This is a genomic window from Paenibacillus baimaensis, from assembly GCF_025567575.1.
Genome location: NZ_JAOQIO010000084.1, coordinates 545,818 through 571,172 on the forward strand (window position 1 = coordinate 545,818; position 25,355 = coordinate 571,172).

Genomic DNA, 25,355 nt, shown 5'->3' on the forward strand with positions numbered 1-25,355 from the left:
TTTTGGAGGTGTATGATGAAAAGAATTGTAACTGCCCTGGTATTGGTTACTGCCTTGTTTTTCTTAAGTATTGTTATTTTAAATCATGTTAATGATGATGGAAGCGGCTCGTTTAATGTACACGATATTTCTGCGGACGAATCGGAGATCCAAATCGCCACCGATTTGAGCATAGGCAAGGGGACTAGTGTTTTGAAGACATTGACCCAAGAACAGCAAATCTATACTTTATTTGAAGTGCACCCTTATGAAGGGGAATTTGGGATCGCCACATTTTCACCTATTGCAAAGAAAGATAGGTACAAATTTAATTCAGCTAGCCATTCCAAAAACCTGATTCAAGTGGAAACATTCGTTGGGAACAAGGAGGTTATAGTTGGAGTAAGAAAAGGTTCTCAGATTCATAAGTTGGTTATAAAGAATGCGCAAGAATCTGTAGAAAAGATAGTGGCAGAGGGACAGGATTTCCTTGGAATAGTTAGTTTCAACTCTTCCCTTGCTGCTGATGAAATAACGGTCGTCGGCTACGACAAACTGGGGCAAGAGCAAGCCAGAACAACAAATTGAGGCTGGAAGCCGTGAGATAGTTAATTGGACTAACGAATAAGGTAATGCAAAGCGTTACTTCGGCATCCGGTTTTAGTTCACCTGTGAAGGGGCAGTTATGCGTCACATGTTACCGGATACGCACTGACTGAACACTTAGCTTCGTTGTATAATTGTCTCAATTTGGTACCCGAAAATAGCAATTAAAAAGAATCCATCACATTTGTTATATGCTAGAATAAACACGAAAGAATTCTTAGGCCGGCTGCGATGCATCGCGCCGCTAAATTATACTTGTTGCTATCTTGTTGTAGCATAACAAAAGGAGTGTTAAAAATTGGCTATGCATCAAAACGCCGACAAAGCCCCGAGCCTTTTCGGTAACCGTTTCCTTCAGACTGTACTATTGTCTAACGTTTTGCTGCAAATCGGTATCTGGGTGAGGAATTTTTCCATTCTGCTCTATATCGCGGATAAAACAAATAACAATCCGTATGCCATATCATTGATTAGCGTCGCCGAATTCGCGCCGATTTTCGTGTTCTCGTTTATAGGTGGAACATTCGCCGATCGTTGGCGGCCGAAGCGAACGATGATCTGGTGTGACTTGTTGTCTGCAGTTTCGGTGTTCGTCGTGTTGCTGATGATTCAGTTCGGTTCATGGCAGTCCGTCTTCCTAGTCACTTTCATTTCAGCAATTCTCTCACAGTTCTCACAGCCTTCGAGTATGCGGTTGTTTAAGCAGCATGTTGCAGAAGAACAATTGCAACAGGGGATGGCGCTGTTCCAGTCATTGATGGCGATCTTCATGGTGCTTGGGCCGATGCTTGGTACATTCACTTACAGCACGTTCGGCCTAAAGACCTCAATTGCAGTTATGGGGGTTGCGTTCCTGCTGTCCGCGCTCATACTGGTACGACTGCCCAAGGATAAGGAGGAGCAGCGTCCGGAAGTAACGAAAGGCCAATTTCGTAAGGAGTTCAACGAGGGCTTCCGTTACGTCTGGCAAAGTCCAGTGCTTCGGACACTGGGAGCGGTATTCATTTTGGCAGGACTCGCCGTGGGCATCGCCCAAGCGCTCGGCCTGTTCATCGTAACTGAACGACTCGGCCAGCCGAAGGAATTTCTGCAGTACATCCTCATGGTAAATGGTGCCGCAATGCTGATCGGAGGCGGCATCGTTGCCGTGTTTGCGAAGAAGGTCGCACCGCAATTGTTGCTGGCTGTCGGTATGCTGGTGGGGGCCATATGTACGGTCATCGTTGGTTACTCAACGAATGTACCATTAACGTTGATTGTGCAGTTTGTGAACGGACTCGTGTTCCCGTGCATCCATATCGGGATAAGTACGATGATCCTGAAATGGTCACACCAATCTATCGTGGGCCGGGTCAATGGTGTTCTGTCCCCGATGTTCATTGGCACGATGGTCATCTCCATGTCATTCGCCGGCACACTGAAAGACGCCTACCCGCTCGTAACGATCTATACTGGCGCAGGTATCCTGTTCATTCTCGGAGCGTTTGTAATGATTCCGATCATGAGACAGAAAGAGCCGGATATGTCGGAGGGCATCAGCCAGTCGTAGACACTATATTTTTAAAAAATAACCCTCCTATTATTTCCTATAGGAGGGTTATACCAATAATATGCTCTTTGAATCCATATTAACTATAACGTCAACCTTGAAGTGCTAATCGGGCTTTTTGAACAACCTCTACCAGATGATTTATGATGCTTGTTTTAAGGATACGGCCGGATTGCTTGCAGGTTGGGGTGTCTTCCAATGATAAGCTTCATTATTATGGTACACAATCTCATAGTGCGTATTCCTTACCTCGATCACAGAACGATACCAGAGCAGTAGCTCGGCACAAACGATAATAAACAGGATTTTTTTAATGTCCAGCTTCATGCAGGGCGAGAACCTCCTAATAGCTTGCTGTGGCAAGCTGTTGTTGTAGGTATTGCATAGGTTGGGCTTTTCCGTATGACAGAAAACAGTTTGCTTGTAAGTGTACTAAATCTGCGTTACTTAGTAAGGATATGTCGGAATATACGGAGTCATGCGGACCGTATTAGGTATCGTCTCCAGAGTGAGAGGCGCTTCCGGCTTTTTGGATAGTCTGTTTTGGAAGCTGTGGATCACTCAAAGTGCGACGAACCCACAGTGCGTTGCCGAGCAGCATAATACAGGACATGATGAAAATCCCGCGAATGCTCACCCAGCCGGACAAAGCTCCACCTATAATCGGTCCCATCATGTTACCAAGACTGAGTGCGCTGGAGTTAAAGCCGTAGGAGCGGCTCTCCATACCATTAGGGGTGTAGCTGCGAATTAGTGTTTGGACCGAGGGCAGCATACCGCCCATAAACACACCGAGCATAAACCTCGCGGCAAATAGCTGCCATATGTTCGTTACGAGTGCTTGTGGAATATAGCATAGCCCTGCTCCAATCAAGCAAACCGCCAAGATCTTAACAGATCCGATTCGATCGCTCCATCTGCCGAGCAGTGGAGACGCTATCATATTGGAGAAGCCCGTCACCGATCCAACAAGCCCCGCGTAAAAAGCAAGCAGCTCGCCTTTCCCATGCAGATCCTGGACGAAGAGGGGGATAAGCGGCATGGCAGCAAGCATCGAAAACTGAATAACAAAAGTGACCCCGTACAGCGCTGGCAGCTGCTTCACCTTCATTAATACACGGAAGCCTTCGACAATCGTAATATTCGTTTTCTTCTTGGCCTCGGCCAAATCGAATTTTTCTTTAACGAGAAACAGCGCGACCATCGAGGCACCGAATAACAAAGCACCGGTCACATAAAAAATAGAACGAAATCCGAGCCATTCCGCCATCAAGCCACCAATGAATGGACCGAGAATCGAGCCTGCAACCCCACCCGATTGCAGCATACCCATGGCGAAGCCACTTTTCTCGCGGGGTGTATTGGTTGAGATCAAGGCCACCGCTGCCGGCATGAATCCAGAGATGACACCATTGAGAATCCTGAGCAGCAGCAGCTGTGTCGGATCGTGGGCAAAACCCATTAATGTCATGACGACGGCCATTCCGAATGAGGAGCGAAGCAGCATCACCTTGCGTCCATATCGATCCGACAAACGTCCCCAGAGCGGCTGGAAAAAAAATGAGGTAACAAAATTTCCTGCAAAAATAAATCCTGACCAAAGTGCAATGTGATGAGGATCCGTAACACCCATTTCTTGTATGTATAACGGTAAAAAGGGGGTAATCATCGTCATTCCACTCATTACCAAAAACTGGCCTATACATAATACAGCTAAATTAACCTTCCAACGTGCCACGGCCGTTCTCCTCTTTTCCTGCTATGTACGTTGAAGTATAACATAATCGGACTCGATTGCTCCAACTCATCAAACAGCTTAAAGAGATACTCAGACTCGAGTATCTCCCGTATAGGCATGAATTTCTAATAGATTCGATGAATGACTTCCTCGAAATCGGGCTCCTCCATATGAACATCGGAGATCGTACCCCACTCCTCGATTTGCCTCAATACATCCATTGCCTGAATAGTCCTACGATTGCACTGAACAGTGAGCTCATTATCGGTTTGGCCGACAATCAGAAAAGCACCGCTCCATTCAGGAGGCACGTGGATCGGCTCGGCAAAGCTGATTCTCATTAATGTGGGCAATCCGATTTTCTCTCTCAAACCATCAATGGTTCCGTCATAAGCAAGCTGGCCGTGGTTAATGACCATTACACGTTCACATAGCTGCTCGATATCATCCATATCATGAGTGGTCAGCAGCACCGTTTTGCCAAAATCCCCGTTCATGGCTTTAAGCAGCTTGCGTATCGATTTTTTGGCTACGACATCGAGTCCGATAGTAGGCTCATCGAGAAATAAAATATCCGGGTTATGCAGCATCGATGCAGCCAGATCGGCACGCATACGCTGCCCAAGCGATAGCTTACGTACAGGCGTATCGATAAATTCCTTAAGCTGGAGCAGCTCGCTTAGCTCAGCCAGTGTACGTTCCTTTTGCGTTCTTTCGATGCCGTACATCGCAGCCAATATATCATAGGAATCCTTCACGGGCAGATCCCACCATAGCTGGCTGCGCTGTCCGAACACGACTCCAAGCTTGCGTACGACCTGACGCCTGAATTTGTGTGGGCTGTACCCACCGATTAACACCTCACCTGAGGAGGGGTGCAGAATGCCGGTCAGCATTTTGATCGTGGTCGATTTGCCAGCACCATTCGGGCCGATATAGCCGACAAACTCGCCGCGTTCGACGATAAAACTAATGTCGTTGACCGCGATTTTTTCCTGATGAGCCCCGCTAATATAAGACCGAATCCGCTGCCAGCGTCCTTGACCAACAAGCGGAATCCGAAATGATTTACTTAAACCTGATACCTCAATCATGGAACAGCTCCTTTGATAGATCGTTTATTTATATAGGGTTCAGCTTCCCGTGCTTTGATATCTAGACATACCGAGCTTCCAGAACTGCAGCATAGCGAACAGGAATAAAGCGGCGAACAAGCCGATAGCCGGGATTAGCCAAAACCCGAATTCATGGCGAAGCACATACAGGGCGGGTAAATAATTGGCAGCTCCGACAGGAATCACGGTCAGTAAAATACCTTGAAGCCACTTTGGATATAAACTCATCGGATACTGTACAGCTGTGCGAGCCGCGTCTTCAGTTACATTTTGCAAATCGCTGACTCTTGTAATCCAAAAGCCGAAGGTGGCCGTACCAAGCCCGATTGCGAACAAAATGACGGCTCCGATTATAATAACGACAGCTGTTTGCGGAATGGCCCAAAGCTCAATCTGCCCAGATTGCAACATCTCGTGTACACAAACCGTCAGGATGATGCCGCCTTGAATGTATTCCGCCAGCATAATTCGGAAATTTTGAGTCATGAGCGCCAGCAGCAGCGGGATGGGACGGATAAGCAGCTGGTCGAGATCACCGGAAACCAGGTATTTTTCCAGGTGATGGACATCACTGGCCAATGTTCGGTAAATCGCTTTGGACAGCAGAATAGTGCCATACAAGTATCCCACTTCATATAAATTCCAGCCCTTGATACTACCGAATTTCCATAAAATGATGGAGATTAGCAAAAATTCCATCGTGTTGACCACAAAAGCAAGCACCGTCGAGAACCAAAAATTAAATTTGTACTGCATCTTACTGACGATACTGGCACGGATCAGAAGGGAGTACATACGAAACGCATTCATCCTCCTTGCACCTCCACTTTATGGCGAACGATCGCTGTAGCGGCAAAGCATAGCAAGGTCAGAAATAAGGACCAGATCAGGCTTCCCAGGAGAATGGGTGCACCTTCCATACCGAGATAAAGTTTGGTGGGCACATACTGCATATACGGATAGGGAGTCATTCTCGCTATACCTTGCAGCCAGACGGGCAGCCAGTCATTCGGGATCAGGAAGCCGGATAAAACGGAGGAGAGCGAGATATGCACCCAGAATAGCCATTGCGATTCGGTCGTCCATAACGCAGCTACACCTATCATATAGTTGATGCAAATGCTCATATAGGCGGCCAAAATGAGTGCTGTGATAGTTAAAGCCCATGTGGAAGCGCTGCTCGGAACCGGTAAGTCCAATGTCCACATATAGAGCAGATAGATAGGTAATGATTTATAGAGAAGCTGGTAGGCGATTTGCCCCCATTCCCGGCACATTAAATGATAAAAAAGGTGAACAGGCCGCATGAGATCAAGCGCGATTTGTCCGGTACGTACGGATTGGTCAATACCGAGTCCTTTGGTCATAAAAACTGTAATCCATAAACAGACCTGATTAAATGCTACATAATGAATGACAGTTTCCAGTGTATAACCGCTTGCTCCGCCTGTTGTCCCTACGCCTTTCCAAATAGAGACGTAAATAAGCCCGAAGATCGCACTGGCAACCGTATTGATTGCATGCGAGGCTCGGTACTGCAAGTTGCGGTCATACGCTTTTTTTATTAAAACGGTAAAAAGCATACACACCTCCTGTAATGAAGTTGTCGCACCTGCTGGTAACGGCAGCAAGTACATCGATGATTTTCTGTTTGAAAAGGGTAGTTCTGAGACACGTGCGTAAAGGGTGAGTACAGCTGTTGAAGATACTAACAAGAGGGTTGTTATGTAAGGGTGCAAAGAGGACGGACAATCATAATAGCAAATTTGGGTTGACTTTGGCAACTGTTTTTTTGTGAGTTTTGATTCATGCTCTATGAATGAAAATTTGGTATACTAGCAAGGTGTTTCTGTTTGCAAACTCAATGAACCGGTTACAGAAGGAGAAGATCGTCATAGAAACTCGAGCTGTCAAACATCGCGATGTCAATAAGATCAAGAGAAATACGTGGATAACTCTCGGAATCATAGGTTTAGTAACGATAGCATGTTTTAGTTATTTGTTAATTTGGTTGTTTGGCAAGGATTCTGATAAGGCGCTGCCAGCTCCGCCAGCTGCAACGGCACCTGCAGCGGCATCAGGTGGCACTACAAGTAAAACGGAAGTCGCTAAGCCATCAAATGCTGCAGCGAGTGGTAACGCTGGGAATGGCACAAGCAGCAATGGAACGACGGACAAGCCAAGCGATGGCAGCAATCTCAACGGTCAAGCACCTGGTACCAAGCCTGCGGCTAATTCGAGCGGCAGTACGAGTACGAATCGTTCAAGCGTTAAGCTTACGTTTGTCGGCGATGTGATGTTTGCAGGCAATGTAGAACAATTATTAATCAAGAACGGTTGGGACTATCCTTATCGGTACATGAAGGAATATCTGGAGAAAGCTGATATTACCGTAGCCAATCTGGAAACACCGATCTCGTCACGGGGAACGGCACAAAGCAAGGATTACATATATCGTTCATCACCTGAAGCATTGCCTGCACTAAAAGATGCCGGTATCGATCTCGTCAATACAGCTAACAACCATATTCTTGATTATGGAATGGATGCGCTGTTGGACACAATGGATGCGTTGGACAAAGTGGATATCAAGTGGGTAGGTACGGGGCGCAATATTGACGAAGCCTACAGACCGGTTATTATGGAGCGTAATGGCATCAAGATTGCTTTTCTCGGATTCAGCCGTAATGCGCCTGATGCCGGATGGTATGCAGGCAAGCAGAAACCTGGCGTAGCCGAAACTTATTCAACGAAGCTCCCCTTGGAGGCCATTGCGAATGCTCGCGAGGTGGCTGATCTCGTTGTAGTCATCACTCATTGGGGTATTGAACGCCAGGACGTTGCAGCCAAGGAACAGACCGATCTCGCGCACAAATATATTGATCAGGGTGCCGATTTGGTTGTAGCCAGCCATCCGCATGTGCTTCAGGGCTTTGAGCAGTATAATGGAAAATGGATTGCCTACAGCCTGGGTAACTTCATCTTCACGACCAATGCGGAGCCGATGACCTGGGAGACGATGGTGCTTGATGCGGAATGTACCAAGGATCGCAAGTGCAATTTGCAGATGCTGCCTGTACTGACCAAAGGCGCCCAGCCCGTCCGCATGCCGGAGGCAGAAGGATTAAAGCTGTTTGAACGGATGTCAAGAATATCCTTTAATGCTATTGTCGCGAACGATGGTAAAATTACTGCAGGCCCAACCAAGCAGCCAATATCAGATATTGTGGCTCCAGCCAAACCACCTGCTGCAGATAAACCGGCAGACAAGAAGACAGGAGAGACTAAACCTGTACAGCCGACCAAGCCATCAACACAGCAGCCTTCACAGACTCCCAAACCAAATACCGCTCCAGCAACGACCAAGCCGTCGCAATCCGGAGCGGTGAATCCATAGCCTTAAAACCTGTAACTAACTATACAATCCGAATTCTGTCGCAAGAAGTCGGTAAGATTTTAACCGTGCTTCGAAATCATGAGTTGGAGTGACTACAAGCAATTCATCGGTTTTATACAGCTCACTAATTTCCAGCAGCTTGCTCTTTACCTGCCCTGGAGTGCCTACGATGCGCCGCTGACGACGTATCCGTATGCGCTCCAGATCTGCTTCGGTGTACGGATAATCCATGGCGCTTTCGAAGGAAGGAAAAGTATTGAGCTCTAAACCCAACTCCAGGCGAAGGAAAAACAAGTCTGTACTGGTTGCCAGCATATTGGCTTCTTCCTCGCTATCTGCACATATGGCCAGAACAGCGGCAAGAGTTCGTGGGCGATCGTTTAAGATGGACGGCTGAAAATGCTCATGATAATATTGCATCGCAGACTCACCTCCGGGTACACCAAAAAACTGAGCAAATGCATAAGCAGCACCTTGTCTTGCAGCAATCTTGGCGCTCTCATCACTGGAACCCAGCAGCCATAGCTCGGGTGCGGTCGGAATAGAAGGGGACGCATGCAGTCTGGCAAACGGATGCTCAGGAGGCATTGCTTGATGCAAATAGCCCGTCAAATCTCTAACCTGCTGCGGGTATTGGTTAATATCCACAAATTTATTTTCCTGAAGAGCTCTTGTAGCGAGTGGCATGCCGCCAGGAGCGCGCCCCAAACCCAGATCGATCCGCCCTGGATGCAAAGCTTCGAGCAGTCTGAAATTTTCCGCAACCTTATAGGCGCTGTAATGCGGAAGCATAATGCCACCGGAACCCAGCCGAATCTTTGCCGTTGCTGCAGCAAGATGTGCGATCAGAATTTCCGGGCTTGAATGCGCGAGTGCCTTGGATGCATGATGCTCTGATACCCAGTAACGGGAGTAGCCGAGCTTATCAGCCTCTTGAGCCAGCAGCGTTGTTTCTCTAAGTGCGTCTGAAGCAGTTTTACCTTCACCTATATGGGATTGATCCAAAATACCAAGCTTGATCATTTTCTTCACCTCTAGGTTAAACTGTAACAGAAAATGTTCAGTTGGTCAAAGCATTCAATTTGGTCTCAAGCTAACACCCTCAGGAAGTATAAGCTTCGAATGTCCGAGTTTGTGCTCAAATCGAATCGTACCCGCAGGCACTTCAAACGAAATGCACAGCCATTCAAGCGTATCCGGTATGTGAGGGTTAAAGCTGACTTCCTTCCATCCCGCAGCAGCTGGCTTAATTCCGATAATCTCTTCAATCAGCAGAGGAATAGGTGCACTAGCCCATGGATGGCATAAGCTGGTATTCCATTTCAAATCCTTAGACCATGCCTCGAAGCAGGTTGTGGCGCCTTCTTTGACCATATTGCCCCACGAATGCAGCTCCTCCGAGCGGATCAGGTCATACACAAGCGCATGCTCTCCGGCAGCAGCCAAAGCTTTTAATAAAAAATATGCCATATATACGCCGCAGTTCAAACGCTTGCTCCGCAGTAATTCGACTACAGCCTGATTCTCCTCAGTATCGACCAGACCGAACAATAACGGCAGCGCATTCGCATGCAGGGAAGAATGCTTCGATCCCTCTGCATCCACGAACAGCCTCGTCTGCTCATTCCAGAACACCTGTCGGAACGCCTGTTTGAAGCTGTCTAAATCGTCAGTCTCCTCCACTTGTAGGATACTGCGAATTTGCCTCACGGCAACCCGTGCTCCATAAAAAAATGCATTAACTACATTATGGCAGCCTTCACCAACCGGTCTAGTCAATGGAAAGTCATATTCGTCACGCATACCCTCCGGCCAATCCACCAGATTCCACTTGTCGGTTACATGGGCGAGCAATCCGTCTTCCCGCAGGTAAGCTACAAAATGCCGAAGCATCCCCTCAGCTACAGGATACATTTCACGCAAAAAGGCTTCGTCACCGCTCTGCTTATAATATTCAAGCAGTTGAATCGGCCATTGGAACGAAAAATCGGCTATCTCCTGCATAAAGTGGCCCGGAGCTACAGCCATAATACCCGGACACACATGCGAGGATAATAAGGCAAAATCCATAAGTGATTTTCGGAACAGCCGTAAATCGCCAGATACATAAGTATGGGCGTGAGTAATGACCGTATTGTCACCGAGATATTGTCCCTTTTCCCGGGAAGGACAATCCACATAATTTTCCTGCGAGCCAAATTTCAGACCATTTGTGCAAATCTCCCAAATCGCGTTCAACATGGAATCTGACGATTCAAAAAGACAAGCTTCCTCATCGAGCGGGTAGTGCCTGACAACAGCTGCAAAGCTATCTGTATCAATGTGAACACCGGAGTCGGCGAGTACCTCAACATACCGAAAAGCTTTGTAGTCATACATATCTAACACATCATTACCGCCTGACAAGGTCCAATGCTCCTGATAGGTACAGTTGCATCGCATCTCGTAACGAACACGCTCATTGTCCAGCAGCTCCTCACCACAGCGAAGCTCGATCTGCTGTCCGTCCTTGCCCTGAGCGCGCATCTGGAACTGTCCGGTTAATTCCCCGCCAAAATCCACTACATAACTTTCCTCTGCAAGCGAGGTTATCTTAACTGGCTTGACCGTGTAGACAGCAAGTGGTGGAGTAGGCTGCAGCTGCAGCTGGTGATCATCTGCAGCATGGACAGAAGCGTAAGTCCAGTCCGCCGCCTGATAGTCGAGCTCCTGCCATCCAAAAGGTTGAAGGCGATTATCGATATGCTCCAGGTACTGGGTGTTATAGCCAATAATATCGCCGCTAACGTAAGCTTTATTTCGGGTTACCTTCCAGGTCTCATCGGTTTTCGCTACAAGCTGTCCATCGACCGACACTTCGGCAATTAAGCCTTGACGATAATCCCCGCTGTTATAGGAACGACAGATCAAGCCCTGATAATAGACATGAACGGCAATAACGTTATTACCTTTTCGCAAATAAGGTGTGATATCGAAGCGATTATAATAATAATGAAAATAATTACCTTGAGCAGGGCCCTGTCCTACGAATTGTCCGTTTATATATACCTTATAGTAATCGTCAGCTGTAAGCTCGAGTAAGGCATCGGTGAAATCATCGTCCAGCCTCCAAGTCTTTCTCGCCAGCATATGCAGATTTTTGAGGTCCTCTCGATGATCGGGCAGTTCCTTCGGCTCCATTTCTTTATGAAACAAATCGATCGGCTCCAGACCGATAAAAGCAGCGTCCGAAATCCACTCAGCTTCCCATTGCTTGTTCATACCTTGACTCCTTTGCGTATTCGATTTGTAGAGACTATGACTCCGTATCTCCCCCTATAAGTATAGGGAATTCTAATGAGTATTTCTTGGAATATCTACCTATAAACCCGGATAATTGACCGCTTGTGATCCCTTTTGGCAAAAGGAGGACTTGTTATGCCCAGGCTGCTCGTCTACAATAATGAGCAAAGCGGACAAATAATTTTGTAGAAGCATATCCGGGAACAATGATTAGCCGGATAGCGGACTAATTCGCCGGATTTTTAAGGAGGATCGCACATGCTCTATCCGAAGGAAAAATACCTGGAGAGCGAGGAATTTCCATTCGCAGCATTCCCTTATCCAACCTTGCCAGAGAGAGTGATGAATCCGCACACCCACGATTTTATTGAGCTGGTCTATGTGGCCGATGGCTTTGGCGAGCACTTGTACAAGGGGCATTCCTATCCGATATCAAAAGGGGATATTTTCGTCATACCGCCGGATGTGGAGCATGATTACCGAGTCATCGGAACGGCTCCGCTCAAGGTTTATAATATTTTATTCATCTCGTCGTTTCTTGAGGCTGAGCTGCAGGCTTTGTCGAAGGTCTCCTCGTTTATGAACTTTTTTTATGTGGAGCCCTTCCTCAGGCAAAAGGCCGATTTCGAATCCCATCTGAAATTGTCACTTCCCGAAGCTCAGGAGGTTCAACTGCGTCTGGAGCGGATCATTGAGGAATTTGACCATAAGGCACTGGGCTATCGGATTTCGATAAAAGCGTTGCTGATAGAGCTGTTGGTGTGGCTGAGTCGCTGCTACGAAGAGCGGTTGGTACAGACCTGGTTTCGCCCTGAGCATTCAGGGATTCGCGAGCTTTGTGCATTTCTGGAGCTGCATTATGCGGAGCCGTTTCAATTGGAGGAAATTTGTCAGATGTGCGGAATGAGTAAAACCAGCTTTACTCATAAGTTCAAGCAGACTATAGGCAAAACATTTACCGAATACCGCAATGAGGTTCGCATTCAGGCTTCTTTAAAATGGTTGAGGGAGACGGATGAACCTGTTATTCGCGTGGCCGAGCGGGTAGGGGTGGGTGATGTGAGCTATTATAATAAGTTGTTCAAGCAGCAGATCGGGATGCCGCCAAGGGAGTTTCGCCACAAATATCGAAGTGGTAACCCCAGGGCGGCTGCTCCTTATTGAATCAGAGCAATCACAAAAGGCAATACGAGGAATGAAGCTAATGTAGTCCACAAAATGCAGCGTGCAACGAACTGGGGGGAAGCGTCGAATTGCTCAGCCAGCATAAAAGCATTAACCGCTGCCGGCATCGAAGCCAGGATGAAGAGCACCGAAAATAAAGTTCCGTCGATATGCAGTATGGCCAACACGAGCAGCGCCAGAAGAGGCGAGAGCAGAAGCCGAATCGAGATGCCGGTCCACAGTGCCTTCTGCAGGCCTGGCTTCCAGGCTGCCGAGCGGCTGTTCACCATTTGTGCGCCGAGGACGGTCAGTACGACGGGAGCGTATGCGGTGGATAGCATCATGATCCCTTTATCCAAACCTTCGGGAATACCCATGTGAAGGCTGCGAACGATCACGGCCAGCGCAGCTGCATAGATGGAGGGAAGGGTAAGAATAGACTTCATGGCCTGACGAACGGAAAAGTGGGACCGAGCAGCGAAATAAACACCAATGGTATTCACGATAAAAATTTGCCCGATTACATATACAGAAGCCTTTTCAAGACCAAGCTGACCAAATGCCAGCAGCACCAGCGGCAAGCCATAATTAACACTGTTCGTGAACGTGGAGACCATGGTTAAACCTGCACGTTCTGCTGGCGGAAGCTTGAGCACACGTCCGAGTATACTTGCAATTCCCCATAGCAGCAGCAAGTTGAGGACACTGAAGGCGACTGTTTTGTAGACATCATCAAATGACAGCTGTGCCTTTGTCAGCGTATCGAAGATTAATGCCGGGCTCAGCACATACAAGGAGAGCGTGGATATGGCTTTTGTGTCCAGTCCACGGTAGCGTCTGAGCAGCATACCGCCAATCACAGGTAATGAAATCGGTAGAAATACATGATATATGGTAGAAAAAAATGTTTGCAGCATGATGAAAGCCCCTTCACATACAGACTGTACTTTTTACTTTACGCTACAAGTAAATAACTGTCCAAGAGATAAAGCCTATAATTGCGATAGGTATTTATGAAGAGACGATAGATTATGATATCCATTTGAGTATTGGGGTCGTCTGTTCTATAATTTGAGTCGTGGGTATCCGATTAGATAAGAGCGAAGGAAGTGTTGGATCATGGAGTTGATTCGCAATATTTATTGTGTTGGACGCAATTATGGCTTACATGCTGCGGAGCTTGGGAATGACATCCCTGATGAACCGATGATTTTCACGAAACCCACCCATGCACTTACCCCAATCCATGGGCAGACGATCACGCTTCCCGGGGATAAAGGAGAGGTCCATTTTGAAACCGAGCTGGTTGTGCATATTGGACACAATTACGAGGCTGGTATGTCCATAGACAGCTTGATCGATACGATGGCGCTTGGAATTGATTTTACACTGCGTGATGTACAGTCTGTGATTAAGAAAAAGGGCCAACCATGGCTTCCAGCCAAAGGTTTTTTGAATTCGGCTGCCTTAACGGTATTCCGTCCGTTCAAAGGTTATGAGGAAGTAAGACAAACGGAGTTTTCATTGCGAATTAATGGTACTGAGGCTCAACGGGGTAATGTGAATGATATGATTTTTAATCTTCAGGTCATTGTTGATTATATTGCCGTGAATTATGGTTTAGGTAAAGGAGATATTATTTATACGGGTACTCCTGCTGGTGTCGGTGCTGTCAGCTCTGGTGACAAATTCGAGCTGCTATGGGGATCAGAGGCTATGGGCGAGTTTACAATCGGATTAACGTAATAAGACCAATAAGGAGGATCGCTCTGTTAAGCGATTCCTCCTTTGTCCTTTTCAGCCAAGGCAGCATCCGAATACAGCTCACGTACCTTGAGAATCTCTGGCAGCTGTGCCATAAAAGCATCGACGACCATTGGATCGAAATGCTGGCCTCGTTCTTCCTTGAACAGATTGAGAATACGATCCAACTCCCAAGCCTGCTTATACACCCGCTCACTGCCAAGTGCATCAAATACGTCGGCAATAGCGGTAATACGTCCATAGATATGGATTTCCTCACCTTGGATTCCTTGTGGGTAGCCACGGCCATTCCATTTCTCGTGATGCTGATGAGCGACGATAGCAGCTGTTTTCAAGATGCGGCGACTTGAATTTTTCAATAACCCATACCCGATATTGGTGTGCGCTTTCATGATATCGAATTCTTCATCTGTCAGCTTGCCGGGCTTCTTTAGTACAGAGTCGGGAATGGCGACCTTGCCGATGTCGTGCATAGGCGAAGCGATTTTCAATAACTCGGCTTCCTCGTGGCTCATACCTAGTTGTTTGGCCAGGATGTAAGAGTATTCAGCTACCCGTTTGACATGATTGCCAGTTTCCTTGGAACGGCTCTCGCCGATCTCTCCCATTGTGAAGATGATTTCTTTTTGGGTTTCTTCAATTTCATTGGAGAGCAGGGCGGATTCCAGAGATTTTCCTGCATAGGAGGCGGCCAAGGTGAGATGCTCTAAATCCTTTTTGGAAAATTGCTCCTCGACGGTGAGCTTATTAACAGCCTGATAAGCTCCCATTATTTCGCCCTCATTATTACGGAACGGAATGACCATCAATGCTTTGGTGCGATAACCGGTTTTGAGATCCATGGCAATTGCGCCACTTTCCAATACATCCTTGAACTCGGTATTTACGTAGGCATCCTCTATGAAAATAGGTTGTCCTGTCGTTATTGAGTGCCCGACCAAGCCTGCATCTCGGGGAAGTCTGAGTTGGGGAACGCCATGCGCAACTGTGGAATATAATTCATTGTTTTGTTTATCTATAAGCCATACCGTACATCGATCTGAAACAACCATCTCGCGGCCCATATCAGCCATTAGCATAATCAAATGATCCAGTCGTCGCTCGTTCGCTATTTTGGCTGCATAATCAAAAATAACGAGAAGCATTTCTTCGGGCTCGAGATTTTTCTTTATTTTGAGTGTCCCAAACGGATCAGCTTCATGCACGTTAATACCCTCCCTGGGGTTTTGCGTTTTTTCAACTAAGAAAATCATATTATAATGCAATAGTTCTGTAAATATATATTGTAGAATTTTATCGAATAATGGAGGAAAACAATTCATGTTGGACTGGTTGATCGGTTTGGCGTGCAGTTCATTCATTGCATGGGCAGCCTGGCGCAAACAATCTTTATCTGTCTCTGGAGCTATCGCTGCGGTAATCGTAGGGACCTTGTTGTATGCGCTTGGAGGATTGCCGTGGTATGGGACTCTTATGGTCTTTTTCCTTACCTCCACCATGCTCACGAAGTGGAAGCATAAGCGTAAAGCAGTCGTTGAAAGCAACTATGCAAAGTCTGGCAGGAGGGATGCCGGACAGGTAGTAGCCAACGGAGGCTTGGGAACGCTGCTTTGCTTGGGTAACAGCATATGGCCGCACTCGCTGTGGTGGGCTGCTTTCATGGGCATTATGGCTGCAGTCAATGCAGATACATGGGCAACAGAAATCGGCGGTTTAAGCCGTTCGCTGCCACGTTCCATAGTGAGCGGGCGAAGAGTTCCAACTGGCACCTCCGGCGGAATAACAGCTGCGGGACTTGCGGCATCTTTATCCGGTGGGCTGCTGATCGGTTTGGCGGGCTGGGCTTTCACAAGTACGGGTTGGGGACAGCCTATCAGTGGGGCCGCTGCTGCTTCTTCCATCGTCGTTACTTCGGCTGTAGGTGTTATAGGACTGCTCTTATCAGGTGCTCTTGGCGGTATGGCAGGCTCGCTGTCGGACTCCTGGCTGGGAGCGGTATGGCAGGTCATGTATCGCTGTCCGGTCTGCGGTAAGGAAATAGAAAAAAAACGTCATTGCAACGATACACAGGCAATTCGTATTCGCGGAGCTTCATGGATGACGAATGATACGGTCAATATTATCAGCTCAGGAATTGGCGGTGCTGTAAGTGCAGGATTCATTTACTTGTATATCTGAAAATGGATGAGGCTCCCTAAATGAAAACCGTTCTTCCATCAGCGAATATATGTAATTCGCCAGATGGGAAGAACGGTTTTTTTTGCACCAACTAAGGTAAAGTAATCGACTTTAAGTCATTCATGGAAGAGATATCGGTTGCTTTTAATATTTGCTCTGATGATGTATACAGCGCATCTCCAATATATAGAATCCGTTGGATATTGCGTTTGCCATTGTAAGCGACCTGTCCGGCTTTCAAGTAATCGTCACTGGTTAAATGGGTGATTTTTCCTTTGAGCTTAAAGCCGGCTGCCACATCAACTTGGTATACATAAGCACCTTGAAACGCAAATTCGCCGTAGCTTGGAACCGTATTTATGGCCGCTGCCGGGTTTGAGCTTGAAGATGCATTGCTTTTGGTCTCCATCAGCGTGACGGGGAAAGCGAGCAGGTTCTTCTCCTTGGAGAACAACAGCGCCTTATGGTTACGAAGCAGCTCGGAATCCGTACCGCGGTCTCCGATGTTTTCCGAAAACAGCTCCTTTGGATTAGCCACATCACTTACATCAAACATCGCCATCTTCATTCCCTGATAATAAGCGGTCGTTTGTGTAGAGCCAATAGATCCATTATTGCTTGAGACCTCTACCGCATCTTTACCGAAACCGATCAGATGGGTATCATCGTATGGATGCAGGTAGTTGCTGTAGCCCGGTATCTTGAGCTTGCCAAGAATTTTGGGTGCCTGCGGCTCCTGCAGATCAATGACAAATAAAGGATCAACGGTCTTGAAAGTAACCATATAGGCACGATTGCCTGCATAGCGGACCGAATAAATCTGTTCGCCGGGTGCAATATCATTAATTTGTCCAATCACATTCATCGATTCGTTCAGCACATACATATGATTTTTGGATGTCATATCATCATCACGTCCTGCAAAACCGGTTGTCGTAGCGATTCGGAAGCTGCCATTCATTTCATCCATCGCAAACTGGTTGATGGCCCGCCCTGGAACCTTGCCGCGGCCCGTATATCGGATGGAGCCTTGATCCATAGCAAATTTGTAAATAACGCTGTTTGTTTCTCCCGCTACTATGCGTCGTTTTGCCAGTGGGTCCTCACCTGTATTGGGCTGTACGGCAGCAGGTGTGTATTCATTGGTCGTAACGAACAAATTGGCTTCTGATGCATATACTTGCTGACCGGAGCCGAGATAGCTTGAGACGTTCAGCTTTTGCTCGGGCTGGTTCAGGTTGAAGCCGCCGATTAACAAATAGTTTGGCTGCACCGAGTTGGGAAAGTAACGAACGTCCTCATAGCCAATGCTAATGAAGGCGTCACCCGCAGCAGAGTCCCTGTAAGAAGGAGCTGAGTTTTTCAATGCTACTGCTTTATCAGTCGATGAAACATCGCCGCGCAGCAGCGGATATACATTGAAGCCTTTATTGGAGACGAGATATAGTGAGGAGCCAACCTTGCGCGAAGATACATAATTGCCATCGAGCTCGACCTCACGAAGCTTCTTCACCTGAGTGCGATCCCCTAGTTCGTAAACGATTGCTTTGGTTGTATTTCGTGAAAGATTAACACCAGGTAAGGAGACGATCTTTATATTTTCTGCTGAAACAGGAGCAGGTACAGGTGAAACGGAAAGGGGCGGAGCTGCCGACTTTGAAGAAGAAGACTGCTGGACCGCAGGTCCGGATACGGGCATGGCAGGAGCCGTTTGACCCTCCATAGGTACAACGGGATCGATAGTTCTGTAGAATGTCGTACCGATGACCACCATATGCTTATCATCGATGTAAAGCTCCTTGGCTCTGAAGTTTTGATCTTCAAATGTCAAGGTTTGTGTGACCTTCATTTGGTCAGCAGGGTAAGCTGCAGCAATAATGACACGGTTACGATTAACCTGATAAATATAAGAGCCGTCTGTTTTAATAATATCAGCTTCGTCAACGCCTTCAACCTGAACGTTGGTACCTGAATAATCCGGTTTGGATTCCGCCGCTGCTGCTTGAGGAGCGGGGGCTGCTGCAGGAGCACTGCTCGATGATTTTTCTTTGGAAGTCGATTGTTCCTGTACCACGGCCGTTGTAGCCATATCTGATTTCGTCATCAGGCTCACGCTGCCTCCGTAGCCGCCACCCGCACCTGAATAATCTTTGAACAGCTCCAGCATATGGTCTGCAGAGCCGATAGTAGGAAGGCTTTTATCAGCATCGACAATAGCGACTGACTTATTCAGGCCATCCCAATATACATTAAAGTCGAACGATTCACTAAAAAAACGCAATGGAACGAACAGCTTGCCATTGTGCATACGAGGCGCTGCTTCCAGATTTACGGGTGTTTCCCCGCGAAAGGCTTGTTTGTTATCGATTGTCAATTTAATACTGTGTAATCCCTTAACAGCTGCTGCAGTTTGGGAGCTTTCATCCCATTCTAGCTGCACACCCAGAGATTCAGATAAATCTCGTAAAGGGACCATGAGAGTATTGTCGATCAAAAGCGGCATGGAGCTGAAGGAGACATTGCTCCCGTTTACTTGTAAGCCGATAGCTGTGCCACTTTCTGTAGCTGCAGGTGGTGCAGAGACCCCGAACGAGAAAACTGTAGTTGCCAGAAGGCACGCCAACGTTAATGCTTTTTTCATTTTTTTCCCTCCTCGTAAATGCTTTCATTCCTGTACTTCTTACAAGCTCTAACGTAACCAAGAGGGAATATGTTCCAATGACCATCAATTAAAATTTGCTCAAATCAAAAAAACCGTCCCATGGTAAGGAACGGCTCACGTGACCAGAATTGACGCGACTACTTTAGGCACACATTTATAATTCCGAAGAAGGCAATTTCTCCGGTGCTGCATAGGTTAAAGGAAGAGGGGCAGAGTCAGTGGGAATCGCTGACGATGGAACCGCATGTGCCATTTGTGCCTCATTGAGCTGCTTCTCGAGCTGCTTGATGGTCCGTTTTAATTTGTACTGCTTGCTCATGCCAATCAATCCGAGGATCAATCCGCCGAGTAGTGTTGAGCTGAGAATGATAATAATGAGGGGCAGCTGCATATCAGTAAAAATGAGATGCACATTAACCGGTTCCGTATTGATTGCAGCAAAAATGGCAGTCAGCAATCCAAAAAATAAAATACTGATAAATATCCATTGGGTCTTCATGCTAAGCTATCCTCCTTAGGTGCCAAATAACCAACAAGACTGCGAACATGGTGAACGTTAGCAGCCTTGTTGAGTCTAACTACTTGGTTAATTGCTCCATTTGGTCCAGGAGGCTTTTGAATACATCCATCGCTTGCTTGATAGGTTCCGGTGTCGACATATCTACACCTGCGCGCTGCAATATATTGATCGAATAGTCGCTTCCGCCACTTTTCAGGAAACCAAGATAGCGGTCGACGGCAGGCTGACCTTCTTCAAGAATTTGTTTGGCAAAGCTGGTTGCCGCGGAGAACCCAGTCGCATATTTATAAACATAGAAGCTGTTATAAAAATGTGGAATGCGTGCCCATTCGATTTCGATATCCTGATCCACAACCATATCCTTACCGTAGTACTTCAGGTTCAAATCGTAATAAATTTTGCTGAGCTCCTGAGGAGTGAGTGCTTCGCCTTGTTCTGCTTTTTCATGAGTAATTTTTTCGAATTCGGCGAACATCGTTTGGCGGAACACCGTCGTACGGAACTGATCCATGTAGTAGGTCAACAAATACATTTTTTCCTTAGGATCTGTTGATTTCTTGAGCATGTAGTCCATAAGCAACGCTTCATTCAATGTGGAGGCTACTTCTGCCAGGAAGATCGTATACTGCGCATAGCGATATTCCTGATTTTCATCCGATAAATAGGAATGAATAGCGTGGCCCATCTCGTGAGTGAGGGTGAACATGCTGTTCAAATTATCTTTGTGGTTCAGCAGCACGTAAGGATGTGTTCCATAAGCGCCCCAGCTATAGGCACCGCTCCGTTTGCCTTCATTTTCATAAATGTCAATCCAGTGCTTGTCAAAGCCTTCTTGCAAAATGTTCAAATAATCCTGACCGAGTGGCTTCAAGCTTTCCTTGACCATTCCCTGAGCCTGCTCATACGTAATATCCATCTTGTATTCATCTACAAGCGGAGCGAACAGATCATACATATGAAGCTCATCGACTTTCAGCAGCTTTTTGCGGAGCTCCATATAACGATGCATCAACGGCAATGACTCATGGATCGTATCGATCAGATTGGTATACACTTCTTTATTAATATTGTCCCCATACAGGGATGCTTCCAGGGCTGAAGGATATTTACGAACCTTGGAATAAAAAATATCTTTTGAAATATTAGCAGATAGTGTAGCGCCGATCGTATTTTTATTTTTGGAATAGGTGTCATACATCGTCTTGAATGCATTTTTACGAACTTCCCGGTTACGGCTTTCAAGGAATTGAATATAACGCCCTTGTGTCAGCTCAATTTCTTCACCGTGCTCATTTTTCACCTTGGGGAATTTCAGATCGGCATTGTTCAGCATACTGAAAATTGTACTCGGCGCTTGTGAGAGGTTGCCTACCTGAGCCAGCAGTGCTTCTTCCGATTTGGAAAGGATATGCTGTTTTTCACGAATCATTTCGGTCAAGGTACGCTTATAAAAGCTAAGTTCCGGATGACTCACCAGCTTTTGCAGTTCGTCGTCCGACAGGCTTAAGATTTCCGGGGAAATGAAGGATAAGGCTTCGCCTGATTCCACGCTGAGCTTCTTGGCTTTATCGGACAATGCCTGGTAAGTTGGTTCGGCTGTATCTTCATGATGCTTCATGTTGGCGTATACGTATAGACGTTCCATATGTACAGAAATTTTGTCTTCCAATTCAAAACATTGCTTGATCGCAGCAGGCTTGTTCAGCTTGCCTTGAAATTCGCTGATTTGCTGCAAAGCTTCTTTAACTACCTTGTATTCCGTGTCCCATGCTTGCTGATTAGGAAAAAGATCTTCCAGCTTCCAGCGCTGTTCTACAGGAACATCCGTACGTTTAACAACTTGACTCATGGGAGCCCTCCTCGATAATTTGGATGGTTTGGTATTGCCGTCCGCCGTTACGGGGGATGAAAGAATCGTACCTGTAAGCAGAATACCTGTCATGACTATGGGGAAAAAACGCATTATGCTCACGCTCCCTGCAATTTTCCCCTAGTATGACCCGATTGTAAGTTAATTATAAGAGAAACCTGTATCGAAGTAAAACAAAGGTGAGCGACCGCGTCTCTAAGGTAGGTTCTCTTGCTGATGAACGAAGGCAATTCCGGTAGTTACGCTCTCATCATAAAGAGAATTTATTATCGAAGTAAAACTTGGATGAGCGACCGCGACACTCTCATCACTTCTTCTCACTGCAATGAGAAGAAACTGTACACGATCAAGGTGAAAGCAAAGGCGACCATGACCAGAGCCATAATGGCAAGAGGGCGCTTGACGCCGCTCGGTAACGAATCTTTTTTTAAGATCAGGATCAAGGCGAAACAAAATGCAACAATAATAAAAGTAAGGATGGAAGCGGAATTGCTCACCTAAAAAAACACCTCTTCTTACGATGGAATCGCATGCACCGTCTGTGATATCGGCTAATGCTCTCCTAATGGTTTCGCCGTGCTGTCCCAAACTCCTTGTTTTTAGCTGTTCATTTTGATAAGCACCAGCTTGCCATTTTCATCACGACTAGCTTTGAAGCTATCATCCTGAGCTATCCCAGCTTCCACAACGAGCTCCTGTGGGATGGCTAAATGTCCGCTTTCATTGATGGAAACAAAAGCTCTTTGCATTTTTTTGAACATACCAGCAAGTAGTACGCCACCAGTAATCACAAGGAGAACCGTCCATCTCATGACAGGGTTGTCGGCGAACCATACGCTTACCAACGGATCTCCTGTCAACATTTTACCTGCTGTAAAAGCAAGTACACCTGACCCGATATACATGATCCAAGGAAATTTGTCCATCCAGTAGATGAATAAAGTGCTTCCCCAGACAACAATAGGGATGGAGATCAGGAGTCCCAGGACGACCAGAAGAAAATTACCATGGGAGGCACCGGCTACGGCGATCACATTATCGAATCCCATGACAGCATCAGCAACCACGATGGTTTGGATCGCTGGCCACAGTCGAGATTTAGCCTGGATATTGTGATCTTTTTTATCTGTTAACAGCTTATATGCTATCCACACGAGAACAAGACCACCGAATAATAAAAGAGCAGGTAGCTCCAGCAGCCAAACGACCACTAAGGTAGCAGCGATACGAATGCCTATCGCCCCGACAGTCCCCCAGAGAATAGCCTTCTTTTGATGTTCTTTGGGTAAATTCCTCGCGGCCATTCCAATCACGATTGCATTGTCACCCGCAAGCACCAAATCAATAAGGATAATACTTAGTAGTGCCGTGAAGAAAGCTGCATCCAACCATTCCATTCGAATCATCTCCTCAATAGGTTTGATTACATAAAAAATGACCTCTACCGTAATGGTAAAGGTCATTTCAAACATAAAAGACCTTTACCTAATAGGCAAAGGTCTTGCTAACAACGTTACGTTGCCAATAAAGCCGGGGTTTACACCCGTAATGACGACTTTACTGTGACAGCTACTCCCCTTTGGAGGAAATCCTTATGTAATTGACTTTAGTATAATAGAAGGACAAGCACCAAGTCAAGTCCAGCTTATGGCAGCTTAGATTTCCTTGAAGGCAGCGAGTATCGCTTCCCGTTCTTCTGAACGATCTGCATATTTCTCCTCGGAGAAACGATTCTCGGCCCAATGCATCATCTCAGGTCGGCTTAAAAAGGTATGGCTTTCCTCGCCCCATTGATCGGATATTTCACGCAAAATCAATGTTTTCCCTTGTACCTCAACCGTCATCATGTTCCATTTATCCGTTTTGTATATCGTATGCTTCTTGAATCCGTGGTTAGACAAATCTTTTCCCTCACTTCAATTTTTTTGGGTACGAACTGGGGACAGACGAAACATATCATCGAATGTTTTCACTGCCCCTTGATGGCCAATTCTTTTTTCGTTGTTTTAGTGTATATCAAAGCTTGCTCGATTTCAATTGCCCTTCATCAAAATTAACAGGTTTCCATTCTAAACTGTAAATTCCCTGGTAGCTGACAGAATCCTCAAAGAAGGTATACGCTTAATAGAGCTTCTAATAAGCTGCGTTCTCCTGCTCGTCCAAGGAAAATTCCGGCTCATGCCTAACACAAATTCTTCCCATTTCTACATAGTATACACTGAATTTATAGTCAAGAGGAGGCAAAGCTCGTATGAATAAGCAGAAATCGGTAAAAAGATTAGTGAAAAGGTCGAGACAGACACATGTCCATGAATTTGAAGGAAGTACTAAACTAGCAGAACAAGGTGCGGATAGACATAATCATCGTTTTGCAGGAGTTACGGGGCAAGTGATTCGTGTAGGTAACAGTCATGTTCATGAAATAGATCTCACTCATACCGATTTCTTGAACCATTTTCATAATCTCAAAAGAATCAGAACCGGACTTGCAATTCCTGTTGGCAACGGTAAACATGTTCACTTCGTAAAAGGAATGACTACACTTAACGATGGTCATTTACATCAATTGAATTTCGCTACTCTAATCCAGCAACCTCTTGTTTAAGCATACAACAGAACCATAACGAGCTGAGCCCCATTCCCGAAGGAGTGAGGGCTTGCTGTATAAAATGGTATTGTTTGTATGAATTAGGTGTGTTAAACTCTCCATTAAGCTCGCATAGGCGGGCTGTGGCTTTGAAGCCAAGTCCAGTATAGTTGAGGAGAGTTGAGAAATGAGTATTCAGAGGTATGAACAAATCGGTGTAGCCATGACGTGCCGATCGTTTGCGGAGTATGAGAGCATGTTTGTGCTCAGGCAATTATCCCTGCAGGATGGTCCTGTGCTGGATGTTGCTGGAGGTGCGTCATCCTTCGTTGCAGAGGCGTGCGCGAGGGGCATACATGCGCAGGCCGTAGATCCGCTGTATGATATGAACCCCGAATCAATTTACGAGCACGGAACACAGGAAATTGCAACCTCGACCGAGAAGCTGTCACGCTTGGAAGGCTCCTTTGACTGGACTTATTATGGTAGTCTGGACAATCATAGGATACAGAGGGAGCAATCTCTTCAGAAATTCATAGATGATTATCGCTTGCAGGTAGGGACAGGGCGTTATAACTCGGCGCGACTTCTGCAGCTGCCTTTTGATGATGAGGCATTTTCAGTTGTGCTGTGCAGCCACTTTTTATTTCTATATCACGAACAGTTCGATTACGAATTCCATCTCAGTGCTGTTGAAGAATTGCTGCGTGTTTGCCGTGTTGGCGGACAGGTTCGGATTTATCCGCTTCGTTCGCTGCAATGGGATGTCTACCCGCACCTGGAGCAGTTAAGGGCAGCGCTTGAAAAACAAGGCTTCATGACGGAGCTGATACCCTCTGAGCTTCCGTTCATCCCCGGTTCCTCGGAGCTTTTATGCATAACGAAATAAGCTGTAAAGAGGCGTGGGGAGCTACTTTACAGATTGATTTATGCCATTTACGATG

The 25,355-nt window shown here is 46.5% G+C and carries 23 protein-coding genes; 8 read left to right on the forward strand and 15 right to left on the reverse strand.

Annotation, left to right across the window (positions count from 1 at the left end; all coding sequences use genetic code 11):
- Positions 1–15: 15 nt before the first annotated feature.
- Positions 16–567: a hypothetical protein gene (locus OB236_RS21590; RefSeq protein ID WP_262685839.1), complete on the forward strand. Its 552-nt coding sequence runs from the start codon at positions 16–18 to the stop codon at positions 565–567.
- A 322-nt stretch (positions 568–889) separates the two neighbouring features.
- Entirely contained in the window at positions 890–2,134 is a 1,245-nt protein-coding gene (locus OB236_RS21595) for an MFS transporter (protein WP_262685933.1), read from the forward strand.
- A gap of 141 nt (positions 2,135–2,275) precedes the next feature.
- Here the strand turns inward: OB236_RS21595 and OB236_RS21600 are convergent, their stop codons facing one another.
- The 5 genes from OB236_RS21600 to OB236_RS21620 form a co-directional block, all read right to left on the reverse strand.
- Positions 2,276–2,461, reverse strand: coding sequence for a hypothetical protein (locus OB236_RS21600; protein WP_076229163.1), 186 nt, complete (start codon positions 2,459–2,461; stop codon positions 2,276–2,278).
- A gap of 163 nt (positions 2,462–2,624) precedes the next feature.
- Positions 2,625–3,872 (reverse strand): MFS transporter, encoded by a 1,248-nt coding sequence (locus OB236_RS21605; protein ID WP_076229164.1) that lies wholly within the window; start codon positions 3,870–3,872, stop codon positions 2,625–2,627.
- Positions 3,873–3,997: 125 nt separating this feature from the next.
- A complete protein-coding gene (locus OB236_RS21610) occupies positions 3,998–4,966 on the reverse strand; it encodes an ABC transporter ATP-binding protein (protein ID WP_262685840.1) in 969 nt (322 codons plus the stop codon).
- A 39-nt stretch (positions 4,967–5,005) separates the two neighbouring features.
- On the reverse strand, positions 5,006–5,797 hold the full coding sequence (locus OB236_RS21615; protein ID WP_262685841.1) for an ABC transporter permease: 792 nt from the start codon (positions 5,795–5,797) through the stop codon (positions 5,006–5,008).
- A complete protein-coding gene (locus OB236_RS21620; RefSeq protein ID WP_262685842.1) occupies positions 5,794–6,570 on the reverse strand; it encodes an ABC transporter permease in 777 nt (258 codons plus the stop codon). The genes OB236_RS21615 and OB236_RS21620 overlap by 4 nt, the downstream gene beginning before the upstream one ends.
- A 416-nt stretch (positions 6,571–6,986) precedes the next feature.
- Between OB236_RS21620 and OB236_RS21625 the strand changes: the two genes are divergently transcribed.
- Positions 6,987–8,384 carry a CapA family protein gene (locus tag OB236_RS21625; RefSeq protein WP_262685843.1) on the forward strand — a complete coding sequence of 466 codons (1,398 nt, stop codon included), beginning with the start codon at positions 6,987–6,989 and terminating at the stop codon, positions 8,382–8,384.
- A 15-nt stretch (positions 8,385–8,399) separates the two neighbouring features.
- Here OB236_RS21625 and OB236_RS21630 read toward each other — a convergent pair whose 3' ends face one another.
- Positions 8,400–9,407, reverse strand: coding sequence for an LLM class flavin-dependent oxidoreductase (locus OB236_RS21630; protein ID WP_262685844.1), 1,008 nt, complete (start codon positions 9,405–9,407; stop codon positions 8,400–8,402).
- A 54-nt stretch (positions 9,408–9,461) separates the two neighbouring features.
- Positions 9,462–11,645 (reverse strand): glycoside hydrolase family 78 protein, encoded by a 2,184-nt coding sequence (locus OB236_RS21635; RefSeq protein WP_262685845.1) that lies wholly within the window; start codon positions 11,643–11,645, stop codon positions 9,462–9,464.
- Positions 11,646–11,924: 279 nt separating this feature from the next.
- Here OB236_RS21635 and OB236_RS21640 point away from each other — a divergent pair, with 279 nt between their 5' ends.
- Complete coding sequence (locus OB236_RS21640; protein ID WP_076229170.1) at positions 11,925–12,830, forward strand: AraC family transcriptional regulator; 906 nt, start codon at positions 11,925–11,927, stop codon at positions 12,828–12,830.
- Here the strand turns inward: OB236_RS21640 and OB236_RS21645 are convergent.
- Positions 12,824–13,747: an AEC family transporter gene (locus OB236_RS21645; RefSeq protein ID WP_262685846.1), complete on the reverse strand. Its 924-nt coding sequence runs from the start codon at positions 13,745–13,747 to the stop codon at positions 12,824–12,826. The two genes, OB236_RS21640 and OB236_RS21645, sit on opposite strands and share 7 nt — an antisense overlap.
- A gap of 202 nt (positions 13,748–13,949) precedes the next feature.
- Here OB236_RS21645 and OB236_RS21650 point away from each other — a divergent pair, with 202 nt between their 5' ends.
- Complete coding sequence (locus OB236_RS21650) at positions 13,950–14,576, forward strand: fumarylacetoacetate hydrolase family protein (protein ID WP_262685847.1); 627 nt, start codon at positions 13,950–13,952, stop codon at positions 14,574–14,576.
- Between the two features lie 26 nt (positions 14,577–14,602).
- Here the strand turns inward: OB236_RS21650 and OB236_RS21655 are convergent, their stop codons facing one another.
- Positions 14,603–15,799, reverse strand: coding sequence for an HD domain-containing phosphohydrolase (locus OB236_RS21655; RefSeq protein ID WP_262685848.1), 1,197 nt, complete (start codon positions 15,797–15,799; stop codon positions 14,603–14,605).
- A gap of 115 nt (positions 15,800–15,914) precedes the next feature.
- Here OB236_RS21655 and OB236_RS21660 point away from each other — a divergent pair, with 115 nt between their 5' ends.
- Positions 15,915–16,772, forward strand: coding sequence for a DUF92 domain-containing protein (locus OB236_RS21660; RefSeq protein WP_262685849.1), 858 nt, complete (start codon positions 15,915–15,917; stop codon positions 16,770–16,772).
- A 91-nt stretch (positions 16,773–16,863) separates the two neighbouring features.
- On the opposite strand, the gene OB236_RS21665 is transcribed toward OB236_RS21660, so the two are convergent.
- From OB236_RS21665 to OB236_RS21690, 6 genes are all read right to left on the reverse strand, one after another.
- Positions 16,864–19,413: a beta-propeller domain-containing protein gene (locus tag OB236_RS21665; protein ID WP_262685851.1), complete on the reverse strand. Its 2,550-nt coding sequence runs from the start codon at positions 19,411–19,413 to the stop codon at positions 16,864–16,866.
- A 175-nt stretch (positions 19,414–19,588) separates the two neighbouring features.
- Complete coding sequence (locus tag OB236_RS21670; protein WP_262685852.1) at positions 19,589–19,933, reverse strand: LapA family protein; 345 nt, start codon at positions 19,931–19,933, stop codon at positions 19,589–19,591.
- Between the two features lie 79 nt (positions 19,934–20,012).
- Positions 20,013–21,803 carry an oligoendopeptidase F gene (gene pepF, locus OB236_RS21675; protein ID WP_262685853.1) on the reverse strand — a complete coding sequence of 597 codons (1,791 nt, stop codon included), beginning with the start codon at positions 21,801–21,803 and terminating at the stop codon, positions 20,013–20,015.
- A 338-nt stretch (positions 21,804–22,141) separates the two neighbouring features.
- On the reverse strand, positions 22,142–22,321 hold the full coding sequence (locus tag OB236_RS21680) for a hypothetical protein (protein ID WP_076229178.1): 180 nt from the start codon (positions 22,319–22,321) through the stop codon (positions 22,142–22,144).
- A gap of 102 nt (positions 22,322–22,423) precedes the next feature.
- Complete coding sequence (locus OB236_RS21685; protein ID WP_317259366.1) at positions 22,424–23,296, reverse strand: TerC family protein; 873 nt, start codon at positions 23,294–23,296, stop codon at positions 22,424–22,426.
- Between the two features lie 183 nt (positions 23,297–23,479).
- On the reverse strand, positions 23,480–23,671 hold the full coding sequence (locus OB236_RS21690) for a hypothetical protein (RefSeq protein WP_076229299.1): 192 nt from the start codon (positions 23,669–23,671) through the stop codon (positions 23,480–23,482).
- A gap of 404 nt (positions 23,672–24,075) precedes the next feature.
- Between OB236_RS21690 and OB236_RS21695 the strand changes: the two genes are divergently transcribed.
- Both OB236_RS21695 and OB236_RS21700 read left to right on the forward strand, forming a co-directional pair.
- Positions 24,076–24,429, forward strand: a complete 354-nt coding sequence (locus OB236_RS21695) for a YmaF family protein (protein ID WP_076229180.1) — start codon at positions 24,076–24,078, stop codon at positions 24,427–24,429.
- Positions 24,430–24,598: 169 nt separating this feature from the next.
- Positions 24,599–25,300: a class I SAM-dependent methyltransferase gene (locus OB236_RS21700; protein WP_262685854.1), complete on the forward strand. Its 702-nt coding sequence runs from the start codon at positions 24,599–24,601 to the stop codon at positions 25,298–25,300.
- The last annotated feature ends 55 nt before the right edge of the window (positions 25,301–25,355 follow it).

Coding starts and splice junctions, on each gene's coding strand:
- OB236_RS21590 (WP_262685839.1), top strand. CDS start 16: ATGAAAAGAATTGTAACTGCCCTGGTATTGGTTACTGCCTTGTTTTTC.
- OB236_RS21595 (WP_262685933.1), top strand. CDS start 890: ATGCATCAAAACGCCGACAAAGCCCCGAGCCTTTTCGGTAACCGTTTC.
- OB236_RS21600 (WP_076229163.1), bottom strand. CDS start 2,461: ATGAAGCTGGACATTAAAAAAATCCTGTTTATTATCGTTTGTGCCGAG.
- OB236_RS21610 (WP_262685840.1), bottom strand. CDS start 4,966: ATGATTGAGGTATCAGGTTTAAGTAAATCATTTCGGATTCCGCTTGTT.
- OB236_RS21615 (WP_262685841.1), bottom strand. CDS start 5,797: ATGAATGCGTTTCGTATGTACTCCCTTCTGATCCGTGCCAGTATCGTC.
- OB236_RS21620 (WP_262685842.1), bottom strand. CDS start 6,570: ATGCTTTTTACCGTTTTAATAAAAAAAGCGTATGACCGCAACTTGCAG.
- OB236_RS21630 (WP_262685844.1), bottom strand. CDS start 9,407: ATGATCAAGCTTGGTATTTTGGATCAATCCCATATAGGTGAAGGTAAA.
- OB236_RS21635 (WP_262685845.1), bottom strand. CDS start 11,645: ATGAACAAGCAATGGGAAGCTGAGTGGATTTCGGACGCTGCTTTTATC.
- OB236_RS21640 (WP_076229170.1), top strand. CDS start 11,925: ATGCTCTATCCGAAGGAAAAATACCTGGAGAGCGAGGAATTTCCATTC.
- OB236_RS21645 (WP_262685846.1), bottom strand. CDS start 13,747: ATGCTGCAAACATTTTTTTCTACCATATATCATGTATTTCTACCGATT.
- OB236_RS21650 (WP_262685847.1), top strand. CDS start 13,950: ATGGAGTTGATTCGCAATATTTATTGTGTTGGACGCAATTATGGCTTA.
- OB236_RS21660 (WP_262685849.1), top strand. CDS start 15,915: ATGTTGGACTGGTTGATCGGTTTGGCGTGCAGTTCATTCATTGCATGG.
- OB236_RS21665 (WP_262685851.1), bottom strand. CDS start 19,413: ATGAAAAAAGCATTAACGTTGGCGTGCCTTCTGGCAACTACAGTTTTC.
- OB236_RS21670 (WP_262685852.1), bottom strand. CDS start 19,933: ATGAAGACCCAATGGATATTTATCAGTATTTTATTTTTTGGATTGCTG.
- pepF (WP_262685853.1), bottom strand. CDS start 21,803: ATGAGTCAAGTTGTTAAACGTACGGATGTTCCTGTAGAACAGCGCTGG.
- OB236_RS21685 (WP_317259366.1), bottom strand. CDS start 23,296: ATGTTTGAAATGACCTTTACCATTACGGTAGAGGTCATTTTTTATGTA.
- OB236_RS21690 (WP_076229299.1), bottom strand. CDS start 23,671: ATGATGACGGTTGAGGTACAAGGGAAAACATTGATTTTGCGTGAAATA.
- OB236_RS21695 (WP_076229180.1), top strand. CDS start 24,076: ATGAATAAGCAGAAATCGGTAAAAAGATTAGTGAAAAGGTCGAGACAG.
- OB236_RS21700 (WP_262685854.1), top strand. CDS start 24,599: ATGAGTATTCAGAGGTATGAACAAATCGGTGTAGCCATGACGTGCCGA.